Origin of the sequence: Desulfobacula sp., assembly GCF_014237455.1 — a bacterium.
GTDB lineage: Bacteria > Desulfobacterota > Desulfobacteria > Desulfobacterales > Desulfobacteraceae > Desulfobacula.
Genome location: NZ_JABZFL010000096.1, coordinates 203878 through 226626 on the forward strand (window position 1 = coordinate 203878; position 22749 = coordinate 226626).

General features: G+C 41.0%; 19 protein-coding genes, 3 tRNA genes and 1 other RNA gene. 9 read left to right on the forward strand and 14 right to left on the reverse strand.

Features of this window, described 5'->3' with window-relative positions; all coding sequences use genetic code 11:
• Positions 1-7 precede the first annotated feature (7 nt).
• Positions 8-1096, forward strand: coding sequence for a 3-isopropylmalate dehydrogenase (gene leuB / locus HGJ91_RS14640; RefSeq protein WP_291348565.1), 1089 nt, complete (start codon positions 8-10; stop codon positions 1094-1096).
• A 69-nt stretch (positions 1097-1165) separates the two neighbouring features.
• On the opposite strand, the gene HGJ91_RS14645 is transcribed toward leuB, so the two are convergent.
• Both HGJ91_RS14645 and HGJ91_RS14650 read right to left on the reverse strand, forming a co-directional pair.
• A tRNA-Asp gene (locus HGJ91_RS14645) sits at positions 1166-1243 on the reverse strand.
• Positions 1244-1259: 16 nt separating this feature from the next.
• Positions 1260-1335, reverse strand: a tRNA-Val gene (locus HGJ91_RS14650).
• A gap of 272 nt (positions 1336-1607) precedes the next feature.
• Between HGJ91_RS14650 and rho the strand changes: the two genes are divergently transcribed.
• Positions 1608-2678, forward strand: a complete 1071-nt coding sequence (rho, locus tag HGJ91_RS14655) for a transcription termination factor Rho (RefSeq protein WP_291348566.1) — start codon at positions 1608-1610, stop codon at positions 2676-2678.
• A gap of 21 nt (positions 2679-2699) precedes the next feature.
• Here the strand turns inward: rho and lon are convergent, their stop codons facing one another.
• From lon to tig, 4 genes are read right to left on the reverse strand one after another with little or no spacing between them, the layout of a single operon-like run.
• Entirely contained in the window at positions 2700-5048 is a 2349-nt protein-coding gene (gene lon, locus HGJ91_RS14660; protein WP_291348567.1) for an endopeptidase La, read from the reverse strand.
• Positions 5049-5072: 24 nt separating this feature from the next.
• Positions 5073-6332, reverse strand: a complete 1260-nt coding sequence (gene clpX / locus HGJ91_RS14665) for an ATP-dependent Clp protease ATP-binding subunit ClpX (RefSeq protein WP_291348569.1) — start codon at positions 6330-6332, stop codon at positions 5073-5075.
• Positions 6333-6339: 7 nt separating this feature from the next.
• Entirely contained in the window at positions 6340-6960 is a 621-nt protein-coding gene (gene clpP / locus HGJ91_RS14670; RefSeq protein WP_291348570.1) for an ATP-dependent Clp endopeptidase proteolytic subunit ClpP, read from the reverse strand.
• A gap of 41 nt (positions 6961-7001) precedes the next feature.
• Entirely contained in the window at positions 7002-8360 is a 1359-nt protein-coding gene (gene tig, locus HGJ91_RS14675; RefSeq protein WP_291348571.1) for a trigger factor, read from the reverse strand.
• 376 nt (positions 8361-8736) lie between these two features.
• Here tig and HGJ91_RS14680 point away from each other — a divergent pair.
• Positions 8737-8813 (forward strand) — tRNA-Pro (locus HGJ91_RS14680).
• 62 nt (positions 8814-8875) lie between these two features.
• On the opposite strand, the gene HGJ91_RS14685 is transcribed toward HGJ91_RS14680, so the two are convergent.
• The 5 genes from HGJ91_RS14685 to HGJ91_RS14705 all read right to left on the reverse strand — a co-directional run bounded on the left by HGJ91_RS14685 (position 8876) and on the right by HGJ91_RS14705 (position 13521).
• Positions 8876-9397: an adenylate/guanylate cyclase domain-containing protein gene (locus tag HGJ91_RS14685; RefSeq protein WP_291348573.1), complete on the reverse strand. Its 522-nt coding sequence runs from the start codon at positions 9395-9397 to the stop codon at positions 8876-8878.
• A 268-nt stretch (positions 9398-9665) separates the two neighbouring features.
• Complete coding sequence (locus tag HGJ91_RS14690) at positions 9666-11177, reverse strand: hypothetical protein (protein ID WP_291348574.1); 1512 nt, start codon at positions 11175-11177, stop codon at positions 9666-9668.
• Positions 11174-11515: a hypothetical protein gene (locus HGJ91_RS14695; protein WP_291348575.1), complete on the reverse strand. Its 342-nt coding sequence runs from the start codon at positions 11513-11515 to the stop codon at positions 11174-11176. Before HGJ91_RS14695 ends, HGJ91_RS14690 begins: the two co-directional genes overlap by 4 nt.
• A 14-nt stretch (positions 11516-11529) precedes the next feature.
• The gene (locus HGJ91_RS14700) at positions 11530-12579 is read right to left on the reverse strand and encodes a histone deacetylase (RefSeq protein WP_291348576.1); all 1050 of its coding nucleotides are present in this window, start codon (positions 12577-12579) and stop codon (positions 11530-11532) included.
• 69 nt (positions 12580-12648) lie between these two features.
• Complete coding sequence (locus HGJ91_RS14705; RefSeq protein WP_291348578.1) at positions 12649-13521, reverse strand: universal stress protein; 873 nt, start codon at positions 13519-13521, stop codon at positions 12649-12651.
• Between the two features lie 238 nt (positions 13522-13759).
• On the opposite strand from HGJ91_RS14705, the gene ffs reads away from it, so the two are divergent.
• From ffs to nadA, 6 genes are all read left to right on the forward strand, one after another.
• Positions 13760-13856: signal recognition particle sRNA small type (gene ffs, locus HGJ91_RS14710), an RNA gene on the forward strand.
• A gap of 165 nt (positions 13857-14021) precedes the next feature.
• The gene (gene grpE / locus HGJ91_RS14715) at positions 14022-14618 is read left to right on the forward strand and encodes a nucleotide exchange factor GrpE (protein WP_291348579.1); all 597 of its coding nucleotides are present in this window, start codon (positions 14022-14024) and stop codon (positions 14616-14618) included.
• A gap of 21 nt (positions 14619-14639) precedes the next feature.
• Complete coding sequence (gene dnaK, locus HGJ91_RS14720; protein ID WP_291348580.1) at positions 14640-16556, forward strand: molecular chaperone DnaK; 1917 nt, start codon at positions 14640-14642, stop codon at positions 16554-16556.
• Between the two features lie 101 nt (positions 16557-16657).
• Complete coding sequence (locus HGJ91_RS14725; RefSeq protein WP_291348581.1) at positions 16658-18244, forward strand: class I adenylate-forming enzyme family protein; 1587 nt, start codon at positions 16658-16660, stop codon at positions 18242-18244.
• 19 nt (positions 18245-18263) lie between these two features.
• Positions 18264-18932: an outer membrane lipoprotein carrier protein LolA gene (locus tag HGJ91_RS14730; RefSeq protein WP_291348582.1), complete on the forward strand. Its 669-nt coding sequence runs from the start codon at positions 18264-18266 to the stop codon at positions 18930-18932.
• A gap of 20 nt (positions 18933-18952) precedes the next feature.
• Positions 18953-19843, forward strand: coding sequence for a quinolinate synthase NadA (nadA, locus tag HGJ91_RS14735; protein WP_291348583.1), 891 nt, complete (start codon positions 18953-18955; stop codon positions 19841-19843).
• A gap of 81 nt (positions 19844-19924) precedes the next feature.
• Here the strand turns inward: nadA and HGJ91_RS14740 are convergent, their stop codons facing one another.
• The 3 genes from HGJ91_RS14740 to radA are packed head-to-tail and all read right to left on the reverse strand — an operon-like array spanning position 19925 to position 22665.
• On the reverse strand, positions 19925-20668 hold the full coding sequence (locus HGJ91_RS14740) for a YebC/PmpR family DNA-binding transcriptional regulator (RefSeq protein WP_291348584.1): 744 nt from the start codon (positions 20666-20668) through the stop codon (positions 19925-19927).
• A 12-nt stretch (positions 20669-20680) separates the two neighbouring features.
• On the reverse strand, positions 20681-21307 hold the full coding sequence (locus HGJ91_RS14745) for an RlmE family RNA methyltransferase (protein ID WP_291348587.1): 627 nt from the start codon (positions 21305-21307) through the stop codon (positions 20681-20683).
• Complete coding sequence (radA, locus tag HGJ91_RS14750; protein ID WP_291348589.1) at positions 21307-22665, reverse strand: DNA repair protein RadA; 1359 nt, start codon at positions 22663-22665, stop codon at positions 21307-21309. The genes HGJ91_RS14745 and radA overlap by 1 nt, the downstream gene beginning before the upstream one ends.
• Between the last annotated feature and the right edge of the window lie 84 nt (positions 22666-22749).

Below are 22749 nucleotides of genomic sequence, written 5' to 3' on the forward strand. Positions count from 1 at the left end.
GACAAATTTGAACAAGATTGCTGTACTCCCAGGTGATGGAATCGGACCCGAGGTGATGGAACAGGCGGTTAAAATTCTTAAAAAAGCGGCAATCCTTTATGGACTTGACTTTGAATATGAATTTGCAGACATTGGGGGTGCTGCCATTGACAATCACGAGAAAGCGTTGCCGGATTCAACTTTAGCCTTATGTGAACAAAGTGATGCGATTTTATTTGGCTCAGTCGGTGGCCCTAAATGGGAGCACCTTGCGCCGGAAGAACAGCCTGAACGAGGGGCTTTATTGCCGTTAAGAAAACACTTTGGCTTATATTGTAATCTCAGACCCGCAAAAGTCTTCCCTACCCTTGCATCTGCCTCGCCATTAAAATCCGAAATTGTTAAAAACGGCTTTGATATTCTCTGTGTACGTGAGTTAACCGGCGGTATCTATTTTGGTGAACCAAAGGGAAGGCAAGGGGAAGGCCTTGATGAAAAAGCCTTTGATACAATGGTATATACCCGGTTTGAAATTGAACGAATTGCCAGAATGGCCTTTGAGGCCGCCCAAAAAAGAAACCATATCGTGACATCCGTCGATAAGGCCAATGTTCTGTTTTCCATGGTTCTCTGGAGGGAAACCGTTACACAAATTGCAAAAGAATTCCCGGATGTCACCTTAAACCACATATATGTCGACAATGCCACCATGCAGCTTGTCAGAGATCCCCATCAATTTGATGTGCTTCTTTGCGGGAATATGTTTGGGGACATTATTTCTGATGAATGCGCTATGATAACCGGATCCATGGGTCTTTTGGCTTCTGCCAGCCTGAACGAAAAAAAATTTGGTCTTTATGAACCTGCAGGGGGATCTGCCCCTGATATTACAGGAAAAGGTATTGCCAATCCCATTGCCCAGATTTTGTCCGGTGCAATGATGCTTAAATATACCTTTGGACTCTCAGATCCTGCCAATGCCATTGAAAAAGCCATTTCCAGTGTTCTTGAAAAAAATATTTTCACAGCGGATCTGACGGATGAAAAAGACAAGGCTGTAGATACAGAAACCATGGGAGATGCTATCCTAAAAGAACTTGAAAAAATGAATGACTAGCCGTATCTATTCTAAAATATACAAAAAAGGGTATTTTAGCTTTCACTAAAATACCCTTTTTTGTATTTGTGGCGGGAGTGACGAGACTCGAACTCGCGACCTCTTGCGTGACAGGCAAGCGTTCTAACCAAACTGAACTACACCCCCAACAATCTTACTTTTCTGGTGGGCGATGCAGGGCTTGAACCTGCGACTTCAACCTTGTAAGGGTTGCACTCTCCCAACTGAGTTAATCGCCCGAAAAACAAAAGGACTTATATCAATAATATAAAATTGTGTCAAGCAAAAACTACCACAAAAGCATGGTTGTTGTTGCTATTTTTTATGGGTCAAAATTATTTGCTGTGGCCTTGCTTGCAAGCTCATATTAAAAATGCTATAGATTAATTATGATTAAGCAGTCATTCGATTTTTCACCAAAAAAATTTGAATCATAGCTTTTTAAATTATCAATGACGATCAATCACTTATTCTTTATTTTATTCGTCATGAATTTCGACCAAGGAGTCAGATGATGGAACCTGTACAAGGATATCTTGAGATTATGGATAAGGGGTTTGGATTTTTGAGGAATATAGAAGAAAACTTCCAACCCAGACCTGAAAATACATATGTCCCAAATAGTTTGATACGAAAATTAAATTTAAAGGAAGGTGGGTTTATTGAGGGTTTTGGGGAACAAAAAGGTCCAAGCAACCCGAATCTCGCTTTAATCCGGGTTGAGACGATTAACAAACTCCCCTTTGATGAATTTATCAACACGCCACTATTGCAAGACCAGGTTAGCATTAACCCTTTTGAACGCTATTATCTTACTCAGGATAAAGATGATAACATGGGAAAAACTCTGGATATGATCACTCCCCTTGGTATGGGCCAGAGAGGGTTGATTATTGCGCCGCCCAAATCCGGTAAAACAACCATACTGCGACATATGGCAAACTCTGTGGTGATGAACCATCCGGATGCAAAAGTTTTTGTTCTTCTGGTTGATGAAAGACCGGAAGAAGTGACTGATTTTCAAAGGGGATTAAAAGATGCACATGTCCTATACTCCTCAGCAGACCAGCAGATTGGCCAGCATATGAGAATGACCCGCCTTGCCATGCATACTGCTATCCGGTGTGCTGAAATCGGCCAGAATTCGGTCGTATTCATTGACTCTTTAACCCGAATGACGAGAGCCTTTAATGCACTTACAGACAGTCACGGCAAAACCCTGACCGGAGGGCTCGGTGCTAATGCCATGGAGTTTCCCAGAAAAATTTTCGGCGCTGCAAGAAAGCTTGAAAATGGCGGTTCCTTAACCATTATTGCCACCATTCTTGTTAATACAGGCAGCCGAATGGATGACATTATCTATCAGGAATTTAAGGGAACGGGAAATATGGACCTGTTTCTTTCCCAAGAATGTGCAGAGAACCGGATCTGGCCGGCCATTAATATCAACAAATCCGGCACACGAAAAGAAGACCTGTTAATGGATAAGGATGAACATGAAAAAATGGTTGAAATTCGAAGAGCCCTCGCCACAAAGGACAAAAAAGATGCTATGACGCAATTTTTATCATATCTTGAATAAACTCATATCATAACATATCCGTCACAACAGGGCATTTTCAAGCACCTGGGACATATCCTCAGCATAAACGATTTCCATTTGCTTTTGAATGGATTTGGGGATCTCTTTAATATCTCTTTTGTTCTCAGTAGAAACAATTACTTTTTTAATACCATTGGCATGGGCAGCCAACAATTTTTCCTTTAATCCTCCGACAGGCAGCACCCTTCCCCGCAATGTAATTTCGCCTGTCATAGCAATCTTTCTTGAGACCGGTTTTCCGGTCAAGATGGAAACAACTGCTGTACACATGGATATGCCTGCTGAAGGACCATCTTTTGGAATTGCACCTTCTGGAACATGAATATGGATATCAAGATTTTTATAGAAATTTTCTTTTATATTCAATTCTTTGCTGCGGGACCTGACATAACTGACGGCTGCCTGGGAAGACTCTTTCATGACTTCTCCAAGTTTTCCGGTTACCAGCACATTTCCCTTGCCCGGCATGGTGACCACCTCTATGGTGAGCAGTTCACCCCCGGCCTGGGTCCATGCAAGGCCTGTGACAATCCCGGTCCGGTCTTCTTTTTCCAGGACACTATCTCTAAAGAAGGGTTGCCCAAGATATTTTAAAACCATGGTTGTTGAAATTCTATGCAGCTTCCTATTATTGGTTTGAACGATCTCTTTAGCTATTTTTCTTAATACAGAAGAAATCTCCCGTTCCAGGTTTCTTACCCCTGCCTCTTTTGTGTATTGTTTTATAATGACATGGATGGCATTTTTTGAAAAAACCGCATCAGTCTTTGAAAGACCATTTCCCTTCAATTGTTTTGGTATCAGATACCCTGTGGCAATTTTCTCTTTTTCATACTCTGTATAACCCGGTATCTGAATGACTTCCATCCTGTCTCTTAATGGTGCCGGGATATCATACAAGGTATTGGCTGTAGTGATAAAAAGGACTTGGGACAGATCATAATCCACTTCAAGATAATGATCATTAAAATTTTTATTCTGCTCCGGATCCAGTGCCTCAAGTAAAGCCGATGATGGATCACCCCTGAAATCAGCGGTCATTTTATCAATTTCATCCAGGCAGAAAACAGGATTATTATACCCTGTTTTTTTCAAAGTTTGAATAATCTTGCCCGGCATGGCCCCGACATAGGTTCTTCTATGACCTCTGATTTCCGCTTCATCCCTGACACCACCAAGAGAAATTCTGGCAAAGGCTCTTCCAGTCGCCGTCGCAACCGATCTTGCCAAGGATGTTTTCCCGACACCTGGTGGTCCCACCAGACAAAGGATTGGTCCTTTAATTTTTTTAACAAGGATTTGTACGGCCAAATACTCAAGAATCCTTTCTTTGGGTTTTTCAAGCCCATAATGATCCTGTTCTAATATTTGTTCAGCCTTTTTAAGATCATTCCTTGAGCGGTTCTTTCTAAACCATGGCAAAGAAATCAGCCAGTCAATGTAGTTTCTGACCACAGTGGCTTCCGATGACATGGGAGGCATCATCTTCAGCTTTGCAAATTCTCTTCTCACAACGGAAGCTGCTTCTTTGGACATTCTTTTTTTCTTTATCCGATTTTCAAGATCCTGGAATTCTGCTGCGCCGCCATCTTCTCCCATTTCTTTTTTGATGGCGCGCATCTGCTCATTCAAATAGTGCTTTTTCTGAAGCTTTTCCATTTGCTCCTTTACCCTTCCCTTTATTTTCTGGGACATGGTAAAGACTTCTGTTTCCTTTTGAATCAGTTTTAACAATAAAAAAAATCTGTCTTCTATATTTCCACATTCAAGCAATTTTTGTTTATCAGACACTTTAAATGGCATCTGAGTTGCAATGGTATCGGCATATCTGGACTCATGAGCGGAAAGGGTATCAAGATTTTTAAAAAAACTCTTTGATACCGCACCGGAAAGTTTGGCATAATGTTCAACCGCTTCAGTGACTGTTCTGATGGCAGCTTCTCTTGCCTTTTCAGGCAGGGGGTCTTCCTGAACCTGTATATAATCAACACAGAGGTAACCCTTCTCATCAACTAATTTGACAATTTTTCCTCTTTCGCACCCTTCAACCAGTGCTTTAACGGTTCCATCAGGCAATCTGAGAAGCTGGGTGATCTTAGCTTCTGTGCCCACCTGAAAAATATCGTTGATAGTGGGTTTTAAAACTTCAGGGTCTTTTTGAGTGGTCAGAAAAATCTTCTTATCTGCTGCCATGGCTTCAGATAAAGCCTTAATGGATTTATCTCTTCCGACAAAGACAGATGTGGTAATGGATGGGAACAACACCATATCCCTTAAAGGCACCAGTGGAAGCTGTTTTGTTAAATTCTGCGAACCATCCTGATGAAAAAAATTAGGAATTTTGATCATTGAATTTTAGAACTCTCTTTATTTTCAAGCCTGCTTTTTAGACTGCTCATAAAGCAGTATCGGATCTTCGTTCTTTAATACTACTTCTTCACCAATCACACACTCTCTAACATTCTCTTTTGAAGGAATTTCATACATGATATCCAACATGGTTTCTTCCATAATGGCACGAAGTCCCCTTGCGCCTGACTTTCTTTGTACCGCTTCTTTTGCCATGGCCTCAAGGGCTTCATCCGTGAACTGAAGTTCCACGCCTTCAATATTCAATAACTCCTGGTATTGTTTGACAAGCGCATTCTTTGGTTCGGTCAAAATTTTAACCAATGAGTTCTTATTCAGTTCACCAATAGATGTAATAATGGGCAGACGGCCTAAAAACTCCGGTATAAGACCAAATTTTATCAAATCCTCGGGCTTGAGCTGTTCAAGAAGTTCTCCAATATTTTTATCCTTTTTACCGACAATTTTAGCACCAAAGCCCATGGTTTTCTTAGTAATTCTTCTTTCAATTACCTTTTCAAGCCCGGTAAATGTACCCCCGCAAATAAAAAGGATATTGGATGTATCAACCTTTACATAGTCCTGCTGGGGATGTTTTCTCCCCCCTTTTGGCGGGATACTGGCAACCGTACCCTCTATAATTTTTAAAAGGGCCTGTTGAACGCCTTCTCCTGAAACATCCCGGGTAATAGATGGATTGTCACCGCGCTGGGATATTTTATCGATCTCATCAATATAAATAATACCTTTCTGGGCTTTTTCAACATCATAGTCTGCATTCTGGACAAGGGAGAGCACAATATTTTCAACATCTTCCCCGACGTAACCGGCTTCGGTTAATGCCGTTGCATCTGCAATGGCAAAGGGAACATCCAAAAATCTGGCAAGGGTCTGAGCCAGAAGTGTCTTCCCGCATCCGGTGGGGCCGATGATAAGGATATTACTCTTTTGAATTTCCACATCATCATCTTTCTTTTCCATGGTTGAAGTCAACCGTTTATAATGATTATAAACCGCCACAGAAAGAACTTTTTTGGCTCGATCCTGTTCAATGACATAAGCATCAAGCAATTTTTTTATCTGCCTGGGTGTTAAAAAATCCTTTAATCCATTCTCGTCGGCTTGCTTTTCTTTGTCTTCATCCTCAACAATCTCGCCGCACAATTTAATACATTCATTACAAATATAAACACTTGGACCTGCAATCAGCTTTTTAACCTCTTTCTGATTTTTACCGCAAAAAGAACAAAAAAACTGATCTTTGTCTTCATCTTTCCGAGCCATAATTAAACTACTCCTTTGAAGGGTCGTCTGACTTATCTTCCAGCTCGCTTCTATCAGTAACAACCCTGTCTATAATACCATATTCCATGGCTTCCACAGCTGACATAAAAAAATCTCTGTCTGTATCTTCTGATATTTTTTCAATATCCTGGCCGGTGTGAGTGGATAAAATTTCATTTAATGTATCCTTCATCCTTAAAATCTCATTGGCCTGGATTTTAATGTCAGTGGCCTGTCCCTGGGCACCTCCAAGTGGCTGGTGAATCATTATCCTGGCATTGGGCAATGCAAATCTTTTGTCTTTTGCACCTGCAGTCAGCAAGAGTGCCCCCATGCTGGCGGCCTGTCCAATACATACGGTAGCCACATCAGGTTTTATATATTGTATGGTGTCATAGATGGCCAATCCTGCTGTTACCACACCCCCTGGTGAATTGATATAAAAACTGATATCCTTTTCAGGATCTTCTGATTCCAGGAATAATAGCTGGGCAACAATAACATTGGCAACCTCATTATCAATAGCTGAGCCAATAAAAATAATTCTATCCTTTAAAAGGCGTGAATAAATATCGTAAGCACGCTCTCCTCTATTGCTTTGTTCAACAACCATTGGGATTAGAGGCACGATTCAACTCCTTTAATTATTTTGTACGCGTTAATAAATGATTAGTCTTTTTCTTCTTTTGATGCATTATCTTCTTTGATTTTTGCATCCTCTTCAACAGCAGCCGGTTCAACTTCGGTAACGCTTCCTTTCTCTACTATAAGGTCAATGACTTTTTTTTCAAGCTGCGTATGTTTATAATATTCCAACTGCTTGGGATCCATGTTGAAATAATTTTTTATTGAATCAACAGGTGCATTCATTCCGACTGCCATTTCCTCAAAGCTTTTTTCCAGTTCTTCATCTTTGAGCTCAAGCTTCTCCTGGGTAATGATTTTATCCAGGATCAAATGTCTTCTGGCTTGCTTTTCTGCCACATCACGATACTGGGTTCTTAAAATATCCTTACTTAACCCAGCCTCTTCAAGGGTGGTGTTATTTGCTGTATAGGCTTGTTCTGCTTCCATTGTAATGCCATTGAGCTCTCCTTCAACCATTGCCTCAGGCACTTCAAATTCATACTTTTCCAAAAGATTCTGAAATACCTGTTCGGAAAGTTCGTGTTTTATTCTTTGTGCATATCCTTTTTCAAGGTTTTCACGGATGGAGGTCCTGACATCATCCAGGGTTTCAAATTTTCCCAGATCTTTTACAAGGTCATCATTGAGTTCAGGCAGAATTTCTTCTTGTATTTCCTTTAATGTCACCTTATAGACAATGTTTTTGCCTTTCAGACTTTCATCATGATAATCATCCGTATAAGACACTTCTATTTCAAGATCCTGTACCGGGATTGCGCCGGTCAATTTTTCTGAAAATTCTTTAGGCATAACCCCGTCTCGGCCGATTCCCATGACGTAATTTTCAATTTTGGGTGTCTTATCAAAAGATTCTTCATTTAAAAAACCTTCATAATCTATCAGAACAAAATCATTTTCTTTTACAGGACGTTCTTCTTTTACGGTTTCTTTTTTAGCCATGGTTTTTTGAATCATATAAATCTGGCTTTCTATCTCGCCATCGGATACTTCATACTTTGTTTGTTCCAGAGCAATCCCTTCAAATTCAATGTCATCAAGCTCGGGTTTTATTTCCACAGTGATATCAAAAATATATGCATTTTCAGGATCTAATTGTGGTGGGTCCATTTGAGGACCGCCGACAACATTCAGGTCATGTTTTTTAATGGCTTCAATAAATGCTTCCTGGATCAAACGCGGTGCGACATCTGCATGAACATCTTTTGAAAATCTATTTTCCAATACCTTACGGGGAATTTTACCCTTTCTAAATCCCTTCACATCAGCTTTCTTTTTCAACTCTTTGTATGCAATATTCAGCTCTTTGGTAACATCTTCTTTAGGAATTTCAAAAGTGAGCACTTTTTTCACACTGCTCTTATCTTCAATTTTTACCTGCATGTCTTATGTTCCTGTATTCATTCTATTAAAATTAAACTGCTATAAACACTACTTCAAATAATTAAAAAAATATGGAATATATAAAATATATATCGCATATTTAAGTACCTTTCCACAAAGTTTATTAAAATAACTCTTATATATAGTGGTGTCAAGAAAATTGGCCAAACAAAACTTTTTACTATTTGTTATCATCACAGCATTGGGGATCACTCCAAGCACAGGACCCGGCAACAAAACAATTAAACCCGCACAACGCAGTATCCTAATCAGTGATTGCCCCCCGGTCACAGGGGATAGAGAAACAAACTTGCAAAATTCCTTGCCTTTATTATCTGAAAATGATAGATGATGCAATTGTGTTAATTGTTGGAATCGGGGCGTAGCGCAGTCTGGTAGCGCGCCTGCTTTGGGAGCAGGATGTCGGGAGTTCGAATCTCTTCGCCCCGACCAATAAGCTCCGATCTTTACAAACTTCCCCTAAAAATAAAATTTCAATTTTGGAAGAGCACCTTTCATTCCACTCTGCCTGACCTCTCATTCATCCGGGCAAGCCTCAGGACCCTATGGGAAGAGATTTCTCCCAGGCCCGGTATGGTGATTATCTCGGGTTCCGATAAAATCTGCCCCTTTGCCTGTTTATAGGTCTCGTCATCAATCGATATGCATTGCTTGCTGGCCTGACTTTCCAGTTTTGAGGCAAGATTCACAGAGTTGCCCAGATAGGCAAACTCTGCTTTAGTATGATTGCCAAGAATCATGGCAAATATTTCTCCGGTACTAATGCCGATGCGAACATTAATCTTTTTGTCCGCCCCATACACATTACTCAATTTCCGGTTTTTATGTTTCAGTGCCCGGTAGATATCAGTACCCGATCGAATGGCATTCATCACTTTTTGGGAAGAAATCGTATCGCCATGTTCAAATATGGCCAGGAGTCCAAGGATATCCTGCTCGGAACCTTTTATTTCAAAACAATGAAATGCAGCATCTATTTCATCGATATTTCCCTGAATCAAATTGGAGTCAAGCATAATGGATAAAACTCCCTTTTAGACATTTTAAAAAAAGTCTGCCTGGTGGGCGGCATTTATACGTGTGCTTTGATAACAAACAGGAACAGGGGCGTCAATAGGTAAGAAGCTATAGTAATCTTTATATATCTCTTGACGTTTTTCTTTGTGTAGTTATCGTTCGGGTATCTTTTCTTCTATTGCTCCGATGGCCTCAGTCTATCATCTTGATTTAACAAAATTAAATTACTTGAAAATTGCATGCTCTTTCCGAGTTCCGGGATATGCCTTACGAAGCCGCCAAAAGCGTGAAAAACAGCAGAAAGCATCCACCTGCCTGAAAAATTTTTTGATTTCTTTTTGTGAGTCGCCAGGGCGGAAAAAAAAAGGCAATGCTGAATCCTGCACATACATAAAAAATCTCAAAAAACCTTGCATTGCCCGGTGCCCAGGCAATGATCAAAGATACCAGGTAAAAATAACTGACAAAGGCTATGGCAACAGCTTTTAGCCTGCGGGGACCCTTTACCACTGCATAAAATAAGGCTGGAATCACCAGGAAGAATCCAACAGGTCCGAATGAGAACATTTCATTTGGCCTCCATATTAAATGAAATGCTTGGGCAGCACCGCTTTCACCCAAAAAAGGCCTTACCCCAAAATCATAAAGCGACTCAAGAGCTTGTGCCATATTCCAGTTAAAAACCCTTTCAAAAAATATGTCTATTGCTCCTGTAAAATAAAAACTTTCAAGGATATACCGTATAAAATTTGCCAGGGCTCCCTGTATTCCATCGTTATTGAAAGAAATACCGGCAAATGAGCCCGACCAGGAATCTTTATAAAAATGATTACATAAAAAAAGCCAGAATTGCGAAAAAATCACAACAGGCACAACAGCAAAAAAGGCATAATAATTTTTCCTTAAAATGCTTTTCCATGTGATAATGCCATGTCTCCTGAAAAGAACCACACAAGACAAAGCCAAAAGGATCGGACCAAAAATCATGCTGGAAATATTTTCGGATATACAAAAAAAGAGTCCCAGGATCAATAAAATCAGATCCACCAGGTTTGGCAGCTCTACCGTTCGATAAATAGCAAGAATACAAAACAGTGCCACTGCAACAGAAATGACCTGTGTGTCCGGATACAGCGCCTGGACAACAAGCCTGGGCATGGACATGACCAAAATGGCTGTTGTGAATGCTGTGGGATGCCATGAATAGCGCCTGGCAAGGGCATAGGTGGAAAACCCTATGGAAAGATACGCTAAAAAAGAAAAAATCCCCGTACCGGAAGCCGTGCCAAACCGCAGAAATGTATTAAATAGAATAAGATGATTAACCGGCAAAAACCCTGGAAAATCAGCAGCGGCTGCAAGCGGGAAAAAACCATTCTTTGTATAAATACTTAAAGTGTAAAGTTCATTTTGGAATTCTTTTGGGACAGGTAAAAAAGCATGGATCACCATGTACAAAAAGCACAAACCCAAAAAAATAAAAAATATGGAGTTGGCAGATCCAAATCTTTTTAATCTGCCGAATATGCTGAAAACATCTGAACGATGCCTGAAGATCAGGACTAATGAAATAATAAGAAAAAAAGCTTCCGCACTTATAGAGATGGCGGAATAGCCTGCAATAAAAGATATCTGCTGTATAAAAGACAGCAGCATAAAAATCGTGATAATGGCATATGAAGCTGATTCTGCAAAAGTATTGCCGTTCTTGCAAAACAAAAAAAATGCACCTGTGCACAGGCAAAAAATTTCCAGGAAAACCAGTGCAGCGATGATCACTCTTTTTCTCTCTTTTTTTGTGCTTCTTTTTCTTTTAGATGATCTTTTATTTCAATCATGAAATCCCGCATATCCCGGGCAAGCTTTTCACATTCCGGGCAATATACCTTCTTGAACATTTTGTCATGCTTTTCCAGCTGGTGCCTGAACCAGGGGATATAAGGCGAGCCTTTGCAAAATTTTTTCCCTGTATATTGGGCAATGGGACATCCTATGCATATCGTGAAATAAAATATTCTACACGGGGGGCAATCCAATACACCGCCGTCAAAACTTTTTTTAGCTATGATTCTTTCCCATTTTCTCACGGAAGCTTCCATAATTTTAATTTTATTCATGGCACCATACCTTATTAAAAAAAATTCCAAACATGCCGGTGCACGTCAATGCAGCGCCGAACAACATAATCCACCTTTTTTTTATTTGCTTTTGCAGCCATTGCACTGACATCACAACATGTAATCCCAGCCATCTCTTTTAAAACCGCTTTTACAGCCTCTGAAAGTGCATCGCAATTATAACCGCCTTCAAGGGAATAAACCATTTTACCGCCACATACCTTATCGGCTATTTTTTTTATAGATGCCGCCATTCCTGCAAATCCTGAAGCCGTCATAAGCATGCTCCCCATGGGATCATCTTTGTGGGTATCAAAACCTGCTGAAACAAGAATAAGTTCCGGTGCAAACTGTTCTGCCACAGGCGCAAGCAACCGCTCAAAAATTGCAGTATATTCTGCGTCGCCATACCCTTTCGGGATAGGCAGATTTATCGTATATCCCTCTCCTTTTCCTAAACCTGTTTCTGTAAAAGTTCCCGTGCCCGGGAAAAGCCCTGCCTGATGAATAGAAAAAAACAAAACACTGGGATCTCTTTCAAATGCATGCTGGGTCCCGTTTCCATGATGAATATCCCAGTCGATTATCAATATCCTGCCTAATTTTAAAATCTTTTGTGCAAACATTGCACCCAGAGCAATATGGTTGAACAGGCAATAGCCCATAGCCCGGCTTTTTTCCGCATGATGCCCGGGGGGTCTTATTAAGGCAAAAGCATTATCTAAATCTTTTGCTGCTACCCGCGATATGGATTTTAATAATCCACCTGCTGCATAAAGTGCTGCATCGAATGTATCTTCACATGCATGGGTGTCAGCAGTCAATGCGATGAGTTTTTTCCCTTTGGTTTCAGCAATTTTTGCAAAATACTCAGGAGAGTGAAAGAGGAGAATCTCCTCTTTTTCAGCTTTTTGAGGCCTGACATCAACAAAATTACCCTGCATATCCGAATCATTCAGCATGGAATACAGGGACGTAAGCCTTTTGGGTGTGTCAGGGCAACCATTCCCGGGAATATGCTTTAAAAATATGTCCCCTTTTACAATGCCGGTTTTTAATATCATTTTGTACCATCCAAATTCCAATTTTGCGGACTCATCAATTATTGATTTTACCAAAACTGGTATTATTAATTAATTTGATTTCATGGGAACCATCAGCACCGCGCAAGGTAAATCACGAAGCAACGCTGCGGTTGTAGTGGTAATGATCCTGCCCGGGTGATCATCGCCCCCTGCTATTATCAAATCTATTTTATGGCTTTTTGCGTACAAAGCCAGCTCTTCACCTGGAATTCCCTGTAGGATATGCGTTTTAGCAGGCATGAAATTTTTCAGCCTTACAGACAATTTTTCTTCCGAAAGTCTCTGTGCTTCTTCATAAGGTGCGGAAGTGATCTCCACAACGTCCTCGTTCACCGGAGATTCCATGACATGGACCAAACAGATCTTTGAATTAAATTTTTCTAAAAAAGCCAAAGCATATTTTTTAAGATGGAAATCTGATTCCAGCAAACTACAGGCGATCATGATATTTGTGAGTTTCAATTTTGGATGATTTGTTTCAGAAACGATTTTACCCGGGGGTATCACTAAAAAAGGCTGGGAAAATGTTTGTGCCATGCGCCCGATGACTGAACCGATTAGAAACTGCTGGAATCCTGACAACCCATGACTTTCCGCAATTATAATATCTGGTTTCATCTTTTTGGCGACTTTTGCAACTTCAAGAACAGGATCGCCATAACCGATGACTAAATCCCATTTGATATTAAAACCTGCCATGAGTTTATTTATTTTTTCATGGGCTTCCTGGATTTTTTCATTTTTTTCCCCACCTCTTTCAAATTCAATTTGCCTGGATACAGAACCCCGGGGAGGGGCAATAGCATGAAAGACCGAAAAAGAAGCATCAAGCCGGAAACTAAGCTCAGCTCCCCAGGAAAGCAAATGAAGGGAAATTTTTGACAAATCTGCCGTGCAAAGTATTTTTTTTATCTTTTGCATATCTCTTCCCATCTTTGTGTCGGCTTTTTATTTTTCATATTAATGGAAAAATCACCTTTGATTATGGAGGTTCAACCACAAAAAAATGAGCAAAAATAATTTTAGTGTTTTGTGTGACTTTTGTCAAATTTTGTATCAAATTGTGTGTATATGCAAAAAATAAATTGGGCTTGAAAAAAATATAAATAACAATTATATATACATCTTCCGGCTGTGCAGGCCGGGTGCGGATTATTCTGATCGGTCGCCTCGTAACAGAAGGCCATGAACCTCGTCAGATCCGGAAGGAAGCAGCGATAAGTGATCTCTTCTGTGTCGTGGATCGATCCCGGTCATGCAATTTTACGTTAACCCTTCTGCCAGCCGGATCTTTTCTTTTCAAAGCCTGCATTTTATATCTTGACATGCTTTTAAACAGACTTATTTTTCAGCCATAATTCGAATTGCATTTTGGATATATTACGCTTAATGAATAGAGATAGTTGAAGCAGGAGAAAAAATTGGTAAAAGAAAAGAAAAGAAAAAATGACACCACTATAAAGGATTCTCCCGGCAAAAAGGCCAAAAAAACTAAAACCAAAGTTGATTCCGGCAAAAAGAATAAAGCCAAAAAGGAAGATGTCAACGAGGTAAAAGAACAGCTCGCGACTGAAAAAGATCGCGTATTAAGGCTTTCAGCTGAATTTGAAAATTACAAAAAAAGAAAACAACGAGAATCGGACGAGTTTAAAAAATTTGCCAATGAAACGATTTTCAGACAACTCCTGACAGTTGTGGATAACCTGGAAAGAGCGATCTCTTCTACCCCAAAAAATTCAAATGAAGACGGGTTGGTTGAAGGGGTAAAACTGACTCACAAGGAAATCATCAAACTCTTTGAAACCTTTAATGTTAAGCCTGTGGAGGCTGAGAACCAATTGTTTGATCCAAATTTCCACCAGGCCGTCACCCAGGAAGAAACCGATGAATTTCCTGAGAACACTGTCTCAAAGGTCCTTCAAAAAGGGTACCTTCTTCACGACAGGCTCATAAGGCCTGCTATGGTTGTTGTCTCAAAAAGAGTAGAAAAAAAAAATGAGAAAAATAAAGAAAAATAAAGATATCTTGGAGGGTATGTTATGGGTAAAATAATCGGAATAGATTTAGGAACAACCAATTCATGCGTAGCCGTTATGGAAGCGGGCGAAGCAAAAATTATCACCAATGCAGAAGGCGGGCGGACCACGCCATCTATTGTTGCCGTTTCTGAAAACGGTGAACGAACTGTTGGGCAAACGGCTAAAAGGCAAGCGGTCACCAATCCTGAAAACACTGTATTTGCTGTAAAAAGACTGATTGGAAGAAAATTTACTTCAACGGAAATTCAGAATGATATCCCCATTCTTCCTTATAAAATTGAACCTGCATCCAATGGTGACACCCGAATCAATTTAAGGGAAAAACAGCACAGCCCTGCTGAAATTTCATCCTTTATACTGGCAAATATTAAAAAGACGGCTGAAGATTATCTGGGAGAAGAAGTCAAAGAAGCGGTTATCACCGTACCTGCCTATTTTAACGACAGCCAGAGACAGGCCACAAAAGATGCCGGGAAAATCGCCGGCCTTTCAGTAAAACGAATCATCAACGAACCCACAGCCGCATCCCTGGCCTACGGTCTTGACAAAAAAAGCGAAGAAAAAATTGCTGTGTTTGACTTAGGTGGTGGCACATTTGATGTTTCAGTCCTTGAAATCGGTGATGGCGTATTTGAAGTAAAATCAACCTCCGGGGATACCCATCTGGGTGGGGAAGACTTTGACTTAAGAATTATTGATTATATTGCCGATGAATTTAAAAAAGACCAGGCGATTGATATCAGGGGAGACAAAATGGCTCTCCAGCGTCTCAAAGAAGCTGCTGAAAAAGCCAAAATGGAACTTTCAACTTCTACGGAAACCAGTATCAATCTGCCGTTTATCACAGCAGATGCATCCGGCCCAAAACACCTTGATGTAAAGCTGACCCGGGCAAAACTTGAATCCCTGGTAGCAGATCTTTTAGATAAACTTGAAAAACCGTGCCGGATTGCTATAAAAGAAGCCAAATTGGGAGCTGGCGGTGTTGATGAAGTGGTTCTTGTTGGGGGCATGACCCGTATGCCTGCAGTCCAGGAACGTGTTGAAAAAATATTCGGGAAAAAACCCCATAAAGGTGTAAACCCGGATGAAGTTGTTGCCATGGGCGCTGCAGTGCAGGCAGGTGTTCTCCAGGGAGATGTAAATGATGTTCTTCTGCTTGATGTTACCCCGTTATCTCTTGGTATTGAGACCCTTGGCGGTGTGATGACCAAACTCATTGATAAAAACACTACCATCCCCACAAAAAAGAGTCAGGTGTTCTCAACTGCTGCTGACAACCAGCCAGCTGTTTCCATCCATGTACTCCAAGGTGAAAGGGAAATGGCAGGCGGCAATAAAACCCTTGGACAATTTGAATTGTCTGACATTCCGCCGGCTCCAAGAGGTGTTCCCCAGATTGAGGTTTCCTTTGATATTGATGCCAATGGTATTGTTCATGTAGCGGCAAAAGACAAGGCAACCGCCAAAGAACAATCCATCCGCATCACCGCAGCCAGCGGCCTTTCGGAAGAAGAAATCAATAATATGGTCAAGGATGCGGAAATGCATGCGGACGAAGACAAAAAGAAAAGAGAACTGATTGACACCAAAAACAATGCAGAAGCACTTGTTGACCAGACCGAAAAAACCTTGAAGGAGCATGGCGATAAAGTTGATGAAGAGACCAGAAAGAATATTGAATCTGCTGTTGAAGCATTGAAACAGACCAAAGATTCAAACGATGTTGATGACATCAAACAGAAAGTCGAAGCTCTGTCACAAGCATCCCATAAGCTTGCCGAAGTCATGTACCAGCAGGCAGCCCAAGATGGACAAGGCGGCCAAGATGCTGCGGGTGACGATGCCGGTGCTTCTGTCCAGGATGACGACGATGTTGTCGATGCTGATTTCGAAGAGGTCAAAAAAGATAAATAAAACCAAATAAAATCAGACAAAACCTGTTGAATATAATCCTGCCGTGTTCTATAGTTGCGCGGCAGGATTTTTTACATTTATAAAAAGGCGCTTAATTATAAATGATTATTACTGAGATTTTAGCCAGAAATGCCTCCATGTATAGAGACAAGACCGCACTTGTCGAACGGACGCCTTCTCTAAACTCCAGAGAATCCATTACATGGGAAGAGTTTTACAGGGCTTCCAACCGGTTTGCCAATGCCCTTGAAAAAAAGGGCATCCATAAAGGGAACAAAATTGTACAATTGATGACAAACTGCCTTGAATGGCTTCCCATTTATTTTGGCATCCTTTATACCGGTGCATGGGCAGTTCCGTTAAACTTCCGGTTTGAATCTGACAAAATCCTTGTTTGTACAAATACCGCTGAAGCTAACGTCTTTATTTTCGGTGAAGAATTCATTGAAAGAATTGAATCCATCAGAAATAAGCTTGAATCCGTTCACCTCTGGATTTTCACGGGTCCTGCCTCTTCATGCCCGGACTGGGCAATCCAATATGAGACATTTATCGAACCTGCATCAGGAGATGAACCACCCAAGGTTGATCTTGATGTCGAAGATGATGCCGCTCTTTATTTTACCAGCGGCACAACAGGTAACCCCAAAGCCGTCCTTTTAACCCACAGGAATCTTGAGCATGCCTGCTATATCGAGCATGCCCATCATGGACAGACCCGTGAAGACATTTTCCTTTGTATTCCTCCCCTGTATCATACCGGTGCCAAGATGCACTGGATGGGCAGTTTTCTTGTGGGGGGTAAATCTATCCTTCTTAAAGGTGTAAAACCGCAATGGATAATTGAAGCTGTCTCCGAAGAGATGTGCACCATTGTCTGGCTTCTGGTTCCCTGGGCCCATGATATCCTTATTGCCATTGAAAACAAAGAAATTGATCTTTCAAAACACAGACTTTCCCAGTGGCGTCTGATGCATGCCGGTGCTCAGCCGGTTCCGCCGAGCCTGATTGAAAACTGGAAAAAATATTTTCCCAACCAGGATTATGACACAAACTACGGCCTAACCGAATCAACCGGTCCGGGGTGTGTTCATTTAGGGCTTGAAAATGCCGACAGAATCGGTCCCATCGGGCTGCCAGGATTTGACTGGGAAGCAAAGATTGTAGACAAACAGGGGAACCTGCTTTTCGGCAATGAATCAGGTGAACTCATCATACGGGGCCCGGGGGTAATGAAAGAATATTATAAAAACCCCGAGGCAACCGCAAAGGCACTCAAAGACGGGTGGCTTCATACTGGTGACATTGCCAGATATGATATAGACGGTTTTATCTGGCTTGTGGACCGGAAAAAAGACATGATTATCTATGGCGGAGAAAACGTTTTTCCTGTTGAAATTGAAAATTTTTTCCAAAAAAATAAAAAAATAAAAGATATTGCCGTCATCGGTATCCCGGATGACAGGCTTGGGGAAATCCCTGCCGGAATCATCAGCGTTAAACCCGGGTGTATTCTTTGTGAAAGTGATATTATCGAATTTCAACAGGAACTGCCCCGATACAAACAATTGAAAAAAATCTTTTTTGGTGATGTCCCTAGGAATCCCACCGGAAAAATTGAAAAGCCAAAGCTGCGAAGAATATATGCTCAAGATAAACGAAAAGATATCCGAACACTTCTTCGATAGCCTTTATAAAGGAGATCAATTGAAAACTATATTCAACAGGATCAGCCTGAACCTGTTTTCCTCCATTGTCTGCTGTTGCCTTTTTTTTTCAACCGCATCTGCCACGGGCAGTGACATAATTAAAGAAGATATTTTAGATGCCATTGAAAAAAAATATTCCGGTAAAAGCTTTGAGGCCAATTTTACACAGATTTCAAGGCTTGCCGCCCTTGATATCACCGAGAAAGCATCCGGCAGAGCATCTTTTAGTCATCCCGGAAAAATGAAATGGGAATATATGGAACCCGAACACCATGAAATCATAACCAATGGCAAAGTACTATGGATTTTTCGGCCGGATGAAAACCAGGTCATGAAAGGCGATGCCTCCCAATTTTTTAAATCAGGCGCAGGAGGGGCCTTTTTATCAGACATTTCCCTTATCAGAAAAAATTATACCATTAGCTTAAAAGAAATCACGGCCGATTATGTTGAAATTAACCTGGCTGCAAAGACAAAAAATCCCGATATTTCTTCGATTGTCATCCGGATATCACAAAAAAACAGTGAAATTGAAAGAGTTGTTACGTACACCCCCTATGATGACACCACCCTGTTTGAATTCAGCGGCATTCAATTTAAAAAAATTGACCCTGATGTGTTCGAATTTAAAATGCCTTACGGGGTCAATATAATAGAGATGGATTAATCCTAATTCAAGGTTACACAATGAAAGAAAAAATCAGACAACTTGCCAAAGAAAAAAATGCCGTCATCTTAGCTCACAATTATCAACCCCCGGAAATTCAGGATATGGCGGATCTTTGTGGTGATTCTCTTGAATTGAGTATCAAAGCCTCAAAAACCAAAGCCGACGTAATTGTATTCTGCGGTGTTCATTTCATGGCAGAAACAGCCTCTATTCTCTCCCCTGAGAAAACCATACTTCTACCGAACACGGATGCAGGCTGCCCCATGGCGGATATGGTTGATCCGGTTGCTTTAACAGCAAAAAAACAAGCGCTGGGGAATATTCCCGTGGTCACCTATGTCAATTCTCCTGCTGTAGTAAAAGCCGCCTCTGATATCTGCTGCACCTCTGCCAATGTCATAAAGGTTGTGAACAGCATAGATGCCGATGAAATCCTGATGACGCCGGATAAAAATCTTGCCAAATATGCTGCCGCAAATACATACAAAAAAATTCATCTTTGGGAGGGGTACTGCCCCTTTCATAATATCTTATCTGCAAAAGATGTAAATAAGGCTAAAAAAAACCACCCGGACGCCCTTTTTATTGCTCACCCGGAATGCCCGCCCGAAGTTCTTGAGCTTGCTGACAGCATCCAATCCACTTCGGGAATGATAAAGTTTGCAGGGGAGTCTGATCATACATCTTTTATTCTGGGAACGGAAACAGGATTGCTCTATCCCATCTCAAGAGCATATCCGGATAAAAAATTCTACCCCGCCTCTGAAAAAATGTATTGTGAGGATATGAAAAAAATTACGCTGGAAAACCTGGCCACTAGTCTGAAAAATTTAACAGGAAAAATCAAGGTGCCGGAAGATATCAGAAAACATGCCTTAGGAGCTGTTCAAAAAATGATAAATTTATGATTATAAAAAATAATTAGACGTATAAAAAAGGAGCCTTGAAAAATCATGGCTCCTTTTTTTATATTAAAATTCGATGCGGCGTTACAAAGAATCAAACACTTCATCAGGAATATCTGCATTGGAATAAAATTTCTGAACATCATCACTGTCATCTAAAACTTCCATGAACCTGATCATCTGCTCTGCTTCTTTTCCTTCAACCTTTGTCAGATTTTGTGGAAGCATGGTTATTTCCGCCAGTTCATACTTAATTCCTGCCGCATCAACGGCATCTTTTACTGCATCAAAGTCGAAAGGTTCAGTAATGATATCAAATGAATCGGTCTCTTCTTTAATATCTTCAGCCCCGGCATCCAACGCAATTTCCATCAGCGTTTCCTCATCTGAATCCTCTTTGCTGACAGAAATAAGCCCCTTTTTGTCAAACATCCAGGCAACACACCCGTCTGTTCCGACATTTCCGCCAGCTTTACCAAAAGCATGGCGTACCTCTGCAATCGTTCTATTTTTATTGTCAGTTAAACATTCCACCAGAACAGCAACACCGCCAGGGCCATATCCTTCATATATGATTTCCTCGTAATTGACACCCTCAAGCTCGCCGGTTCCCTTTTTGATTGCTCTTTCATATGTATCCTTTGGCATGTTCTGGGCTCTGGCTGAAATTAATGCGCTCCTTAATCTTGGATTAGATTCAGGATCACCCCCGCCCATCCTTGCAGCAACGGTAATTTCCTTTATCAATTTGGTGAAAAGCTTGCCCCTTTTGGCGTCGGTAGCCCCTTTTTTATGCTTTATTGTCGACCATTTGCTATGTCCTGACATTTTTTATTCCCCTTACTTCTTATATTTTGCAATAATATATATTTCTTTACTCTGTTTTCTACAACTGTCCGGTTTAAATATTTTGCAGTCTTTAAATCTTGACTTAACCTTTTTTTGAAAGTCATTAAAGTCATTACCCTGAAATATCTTACAGACAAAATTACCATTTTCAACCAAAAAATCATCTGCGACCCTTAAAGCCATATTGCAAAGCTCAAAAGATCTTAATGCATCCACATCCTTTCTCCCGGTTGTTGCAGGAGCCATATCACTGAGGACTGCATTGAACCTTAAATCTTTATCTAAAAAAAAATTATTATCCAAATTTAATATATTATCTTTAATTGCAACCACATTATCGGGCAATTTAATATCAATTTGTTTTAAATCAATACCAAATACTTTACCAGAATTCCCCACCTGTCTGGCTGCGTATAGCAACCATGAACCCGGTGCACATCCAAGGTCAAGCACCCGGTCATTTTTTTTCATGACCTTGAATTTATTTTGAATTTCTTCGAGCTTATATATGGATCGCGCTGGGTAATTCTCAGCTTTTGCCCGTCTTGTTAAATGATCTTCCCACTGATTTTTGCCTAGTTTTAGCTTTTGGGATTTTTTCTTTTTTTTGGCTGCCATTAAAACAATACCTCCATGGCACTTTTTAGAAAGCTGACACTTTCAATGGTCATTCCTTTTATTTTAGATAACTGCTTGATTGAATTGCTGGGAACAAGACATTTTGTAAATCCCATTTTTGCGGCTTCTTTGATTCTTGCCTGGACGTGACCCACGGCCCGTATTTCTCCCGTAAGTCCGATCTCTCCAATCAATGTTGTCTTCTTATCCACCGGCTTATCCAGGAAACTTGAAGCCAGTGCTGCCGCAATGGCAAGATCCACTGCCGGTTCCACAATTTTAACCCCCCCTGTAACATTCATGAAAATATCAAGACCGGAAAGATTCATCCCAAGTCTTTTCTCCATCACCGCAACAATCAAGGCAACCCTGTGAGTATCAAGCCCTAAAACAGTTCGCCGGGGTGTTCCAAGGCTGGAACTTGATACAAGGCCCTGAATTTCAACAAGGATCGGCCGTGTGCCTTCCATACATGAGGTTACAACAGAACCCGGTGCAACGGCTGAGCGTTCAGATAAAAAAACGGCAGAGGGATTGGGGACCTGGGTCAGTCCCTTTTCGTTCATCTCGAACACACCAATCTCATTTGTGGGACCAAACCTGTTTTTAACCGCCCTTAAAATCCTGAAGACATGACTCTTGTCCCCTTCAAAATATAAAACCGTATCCACCATGTGCTCCATAATTCTCGGGCCTGCAATGGCACCAACTTTGGTGACATGACCCACAAGAAAAACAGGAATGCCAGTTGTCTTTGCAAGCCTCATAAACTGCATGGCCGCTTCCCTGATCTGTGTTACGCTGCCCGGAGTTGAAGATACATCAGGATGAAATACGGTCTGAATGGAATCAATTACCAGGGCATCATATTTAGACTGCTCCACCATGGCCAGTATGGAATCCAAGTCTGTTTCAGATACCACAAACATGGAAGCGCCCTTTGAATTCAGGCGTTTCCCTCTCATGGAAAGCTGCCGGACAGATTCTTCACCCGACACATAGAGACATTTTTTCTTGGCCTCGGATAATTTTGACAACACCTGCAGCATTAAAGTAGATTTTCCAATTCCGGGGTCACCGCCGATCAGAATTAATGACCCATCAACAAGTCCGCCCCCCAGCACACGATCAAATTCTGCTATTCCGGTTTTGATTCTGTCGGTTTCTTCCACTGCCATAGAATCAATCGGAACGGGTTCAGGCAGAAAAGAAGATTTTTTCTTTTGCGAAACGCCTGAAATAATCCGCTCTTCCACCAAAGTCTCCCAGGCGCCGCACTCCAGACATCTTCCCATCCACTTCGGAGCCTGAGCACCGCATGACTGACATCTGAATGTAAATTTATCCTTTTTTTTCATTTTATTTTAACCCTGCTTGTCTGTAATGTATAAAGTGTAAAACTATATCATCTTGCATGATCCATATCAAGATTCGGATATTCC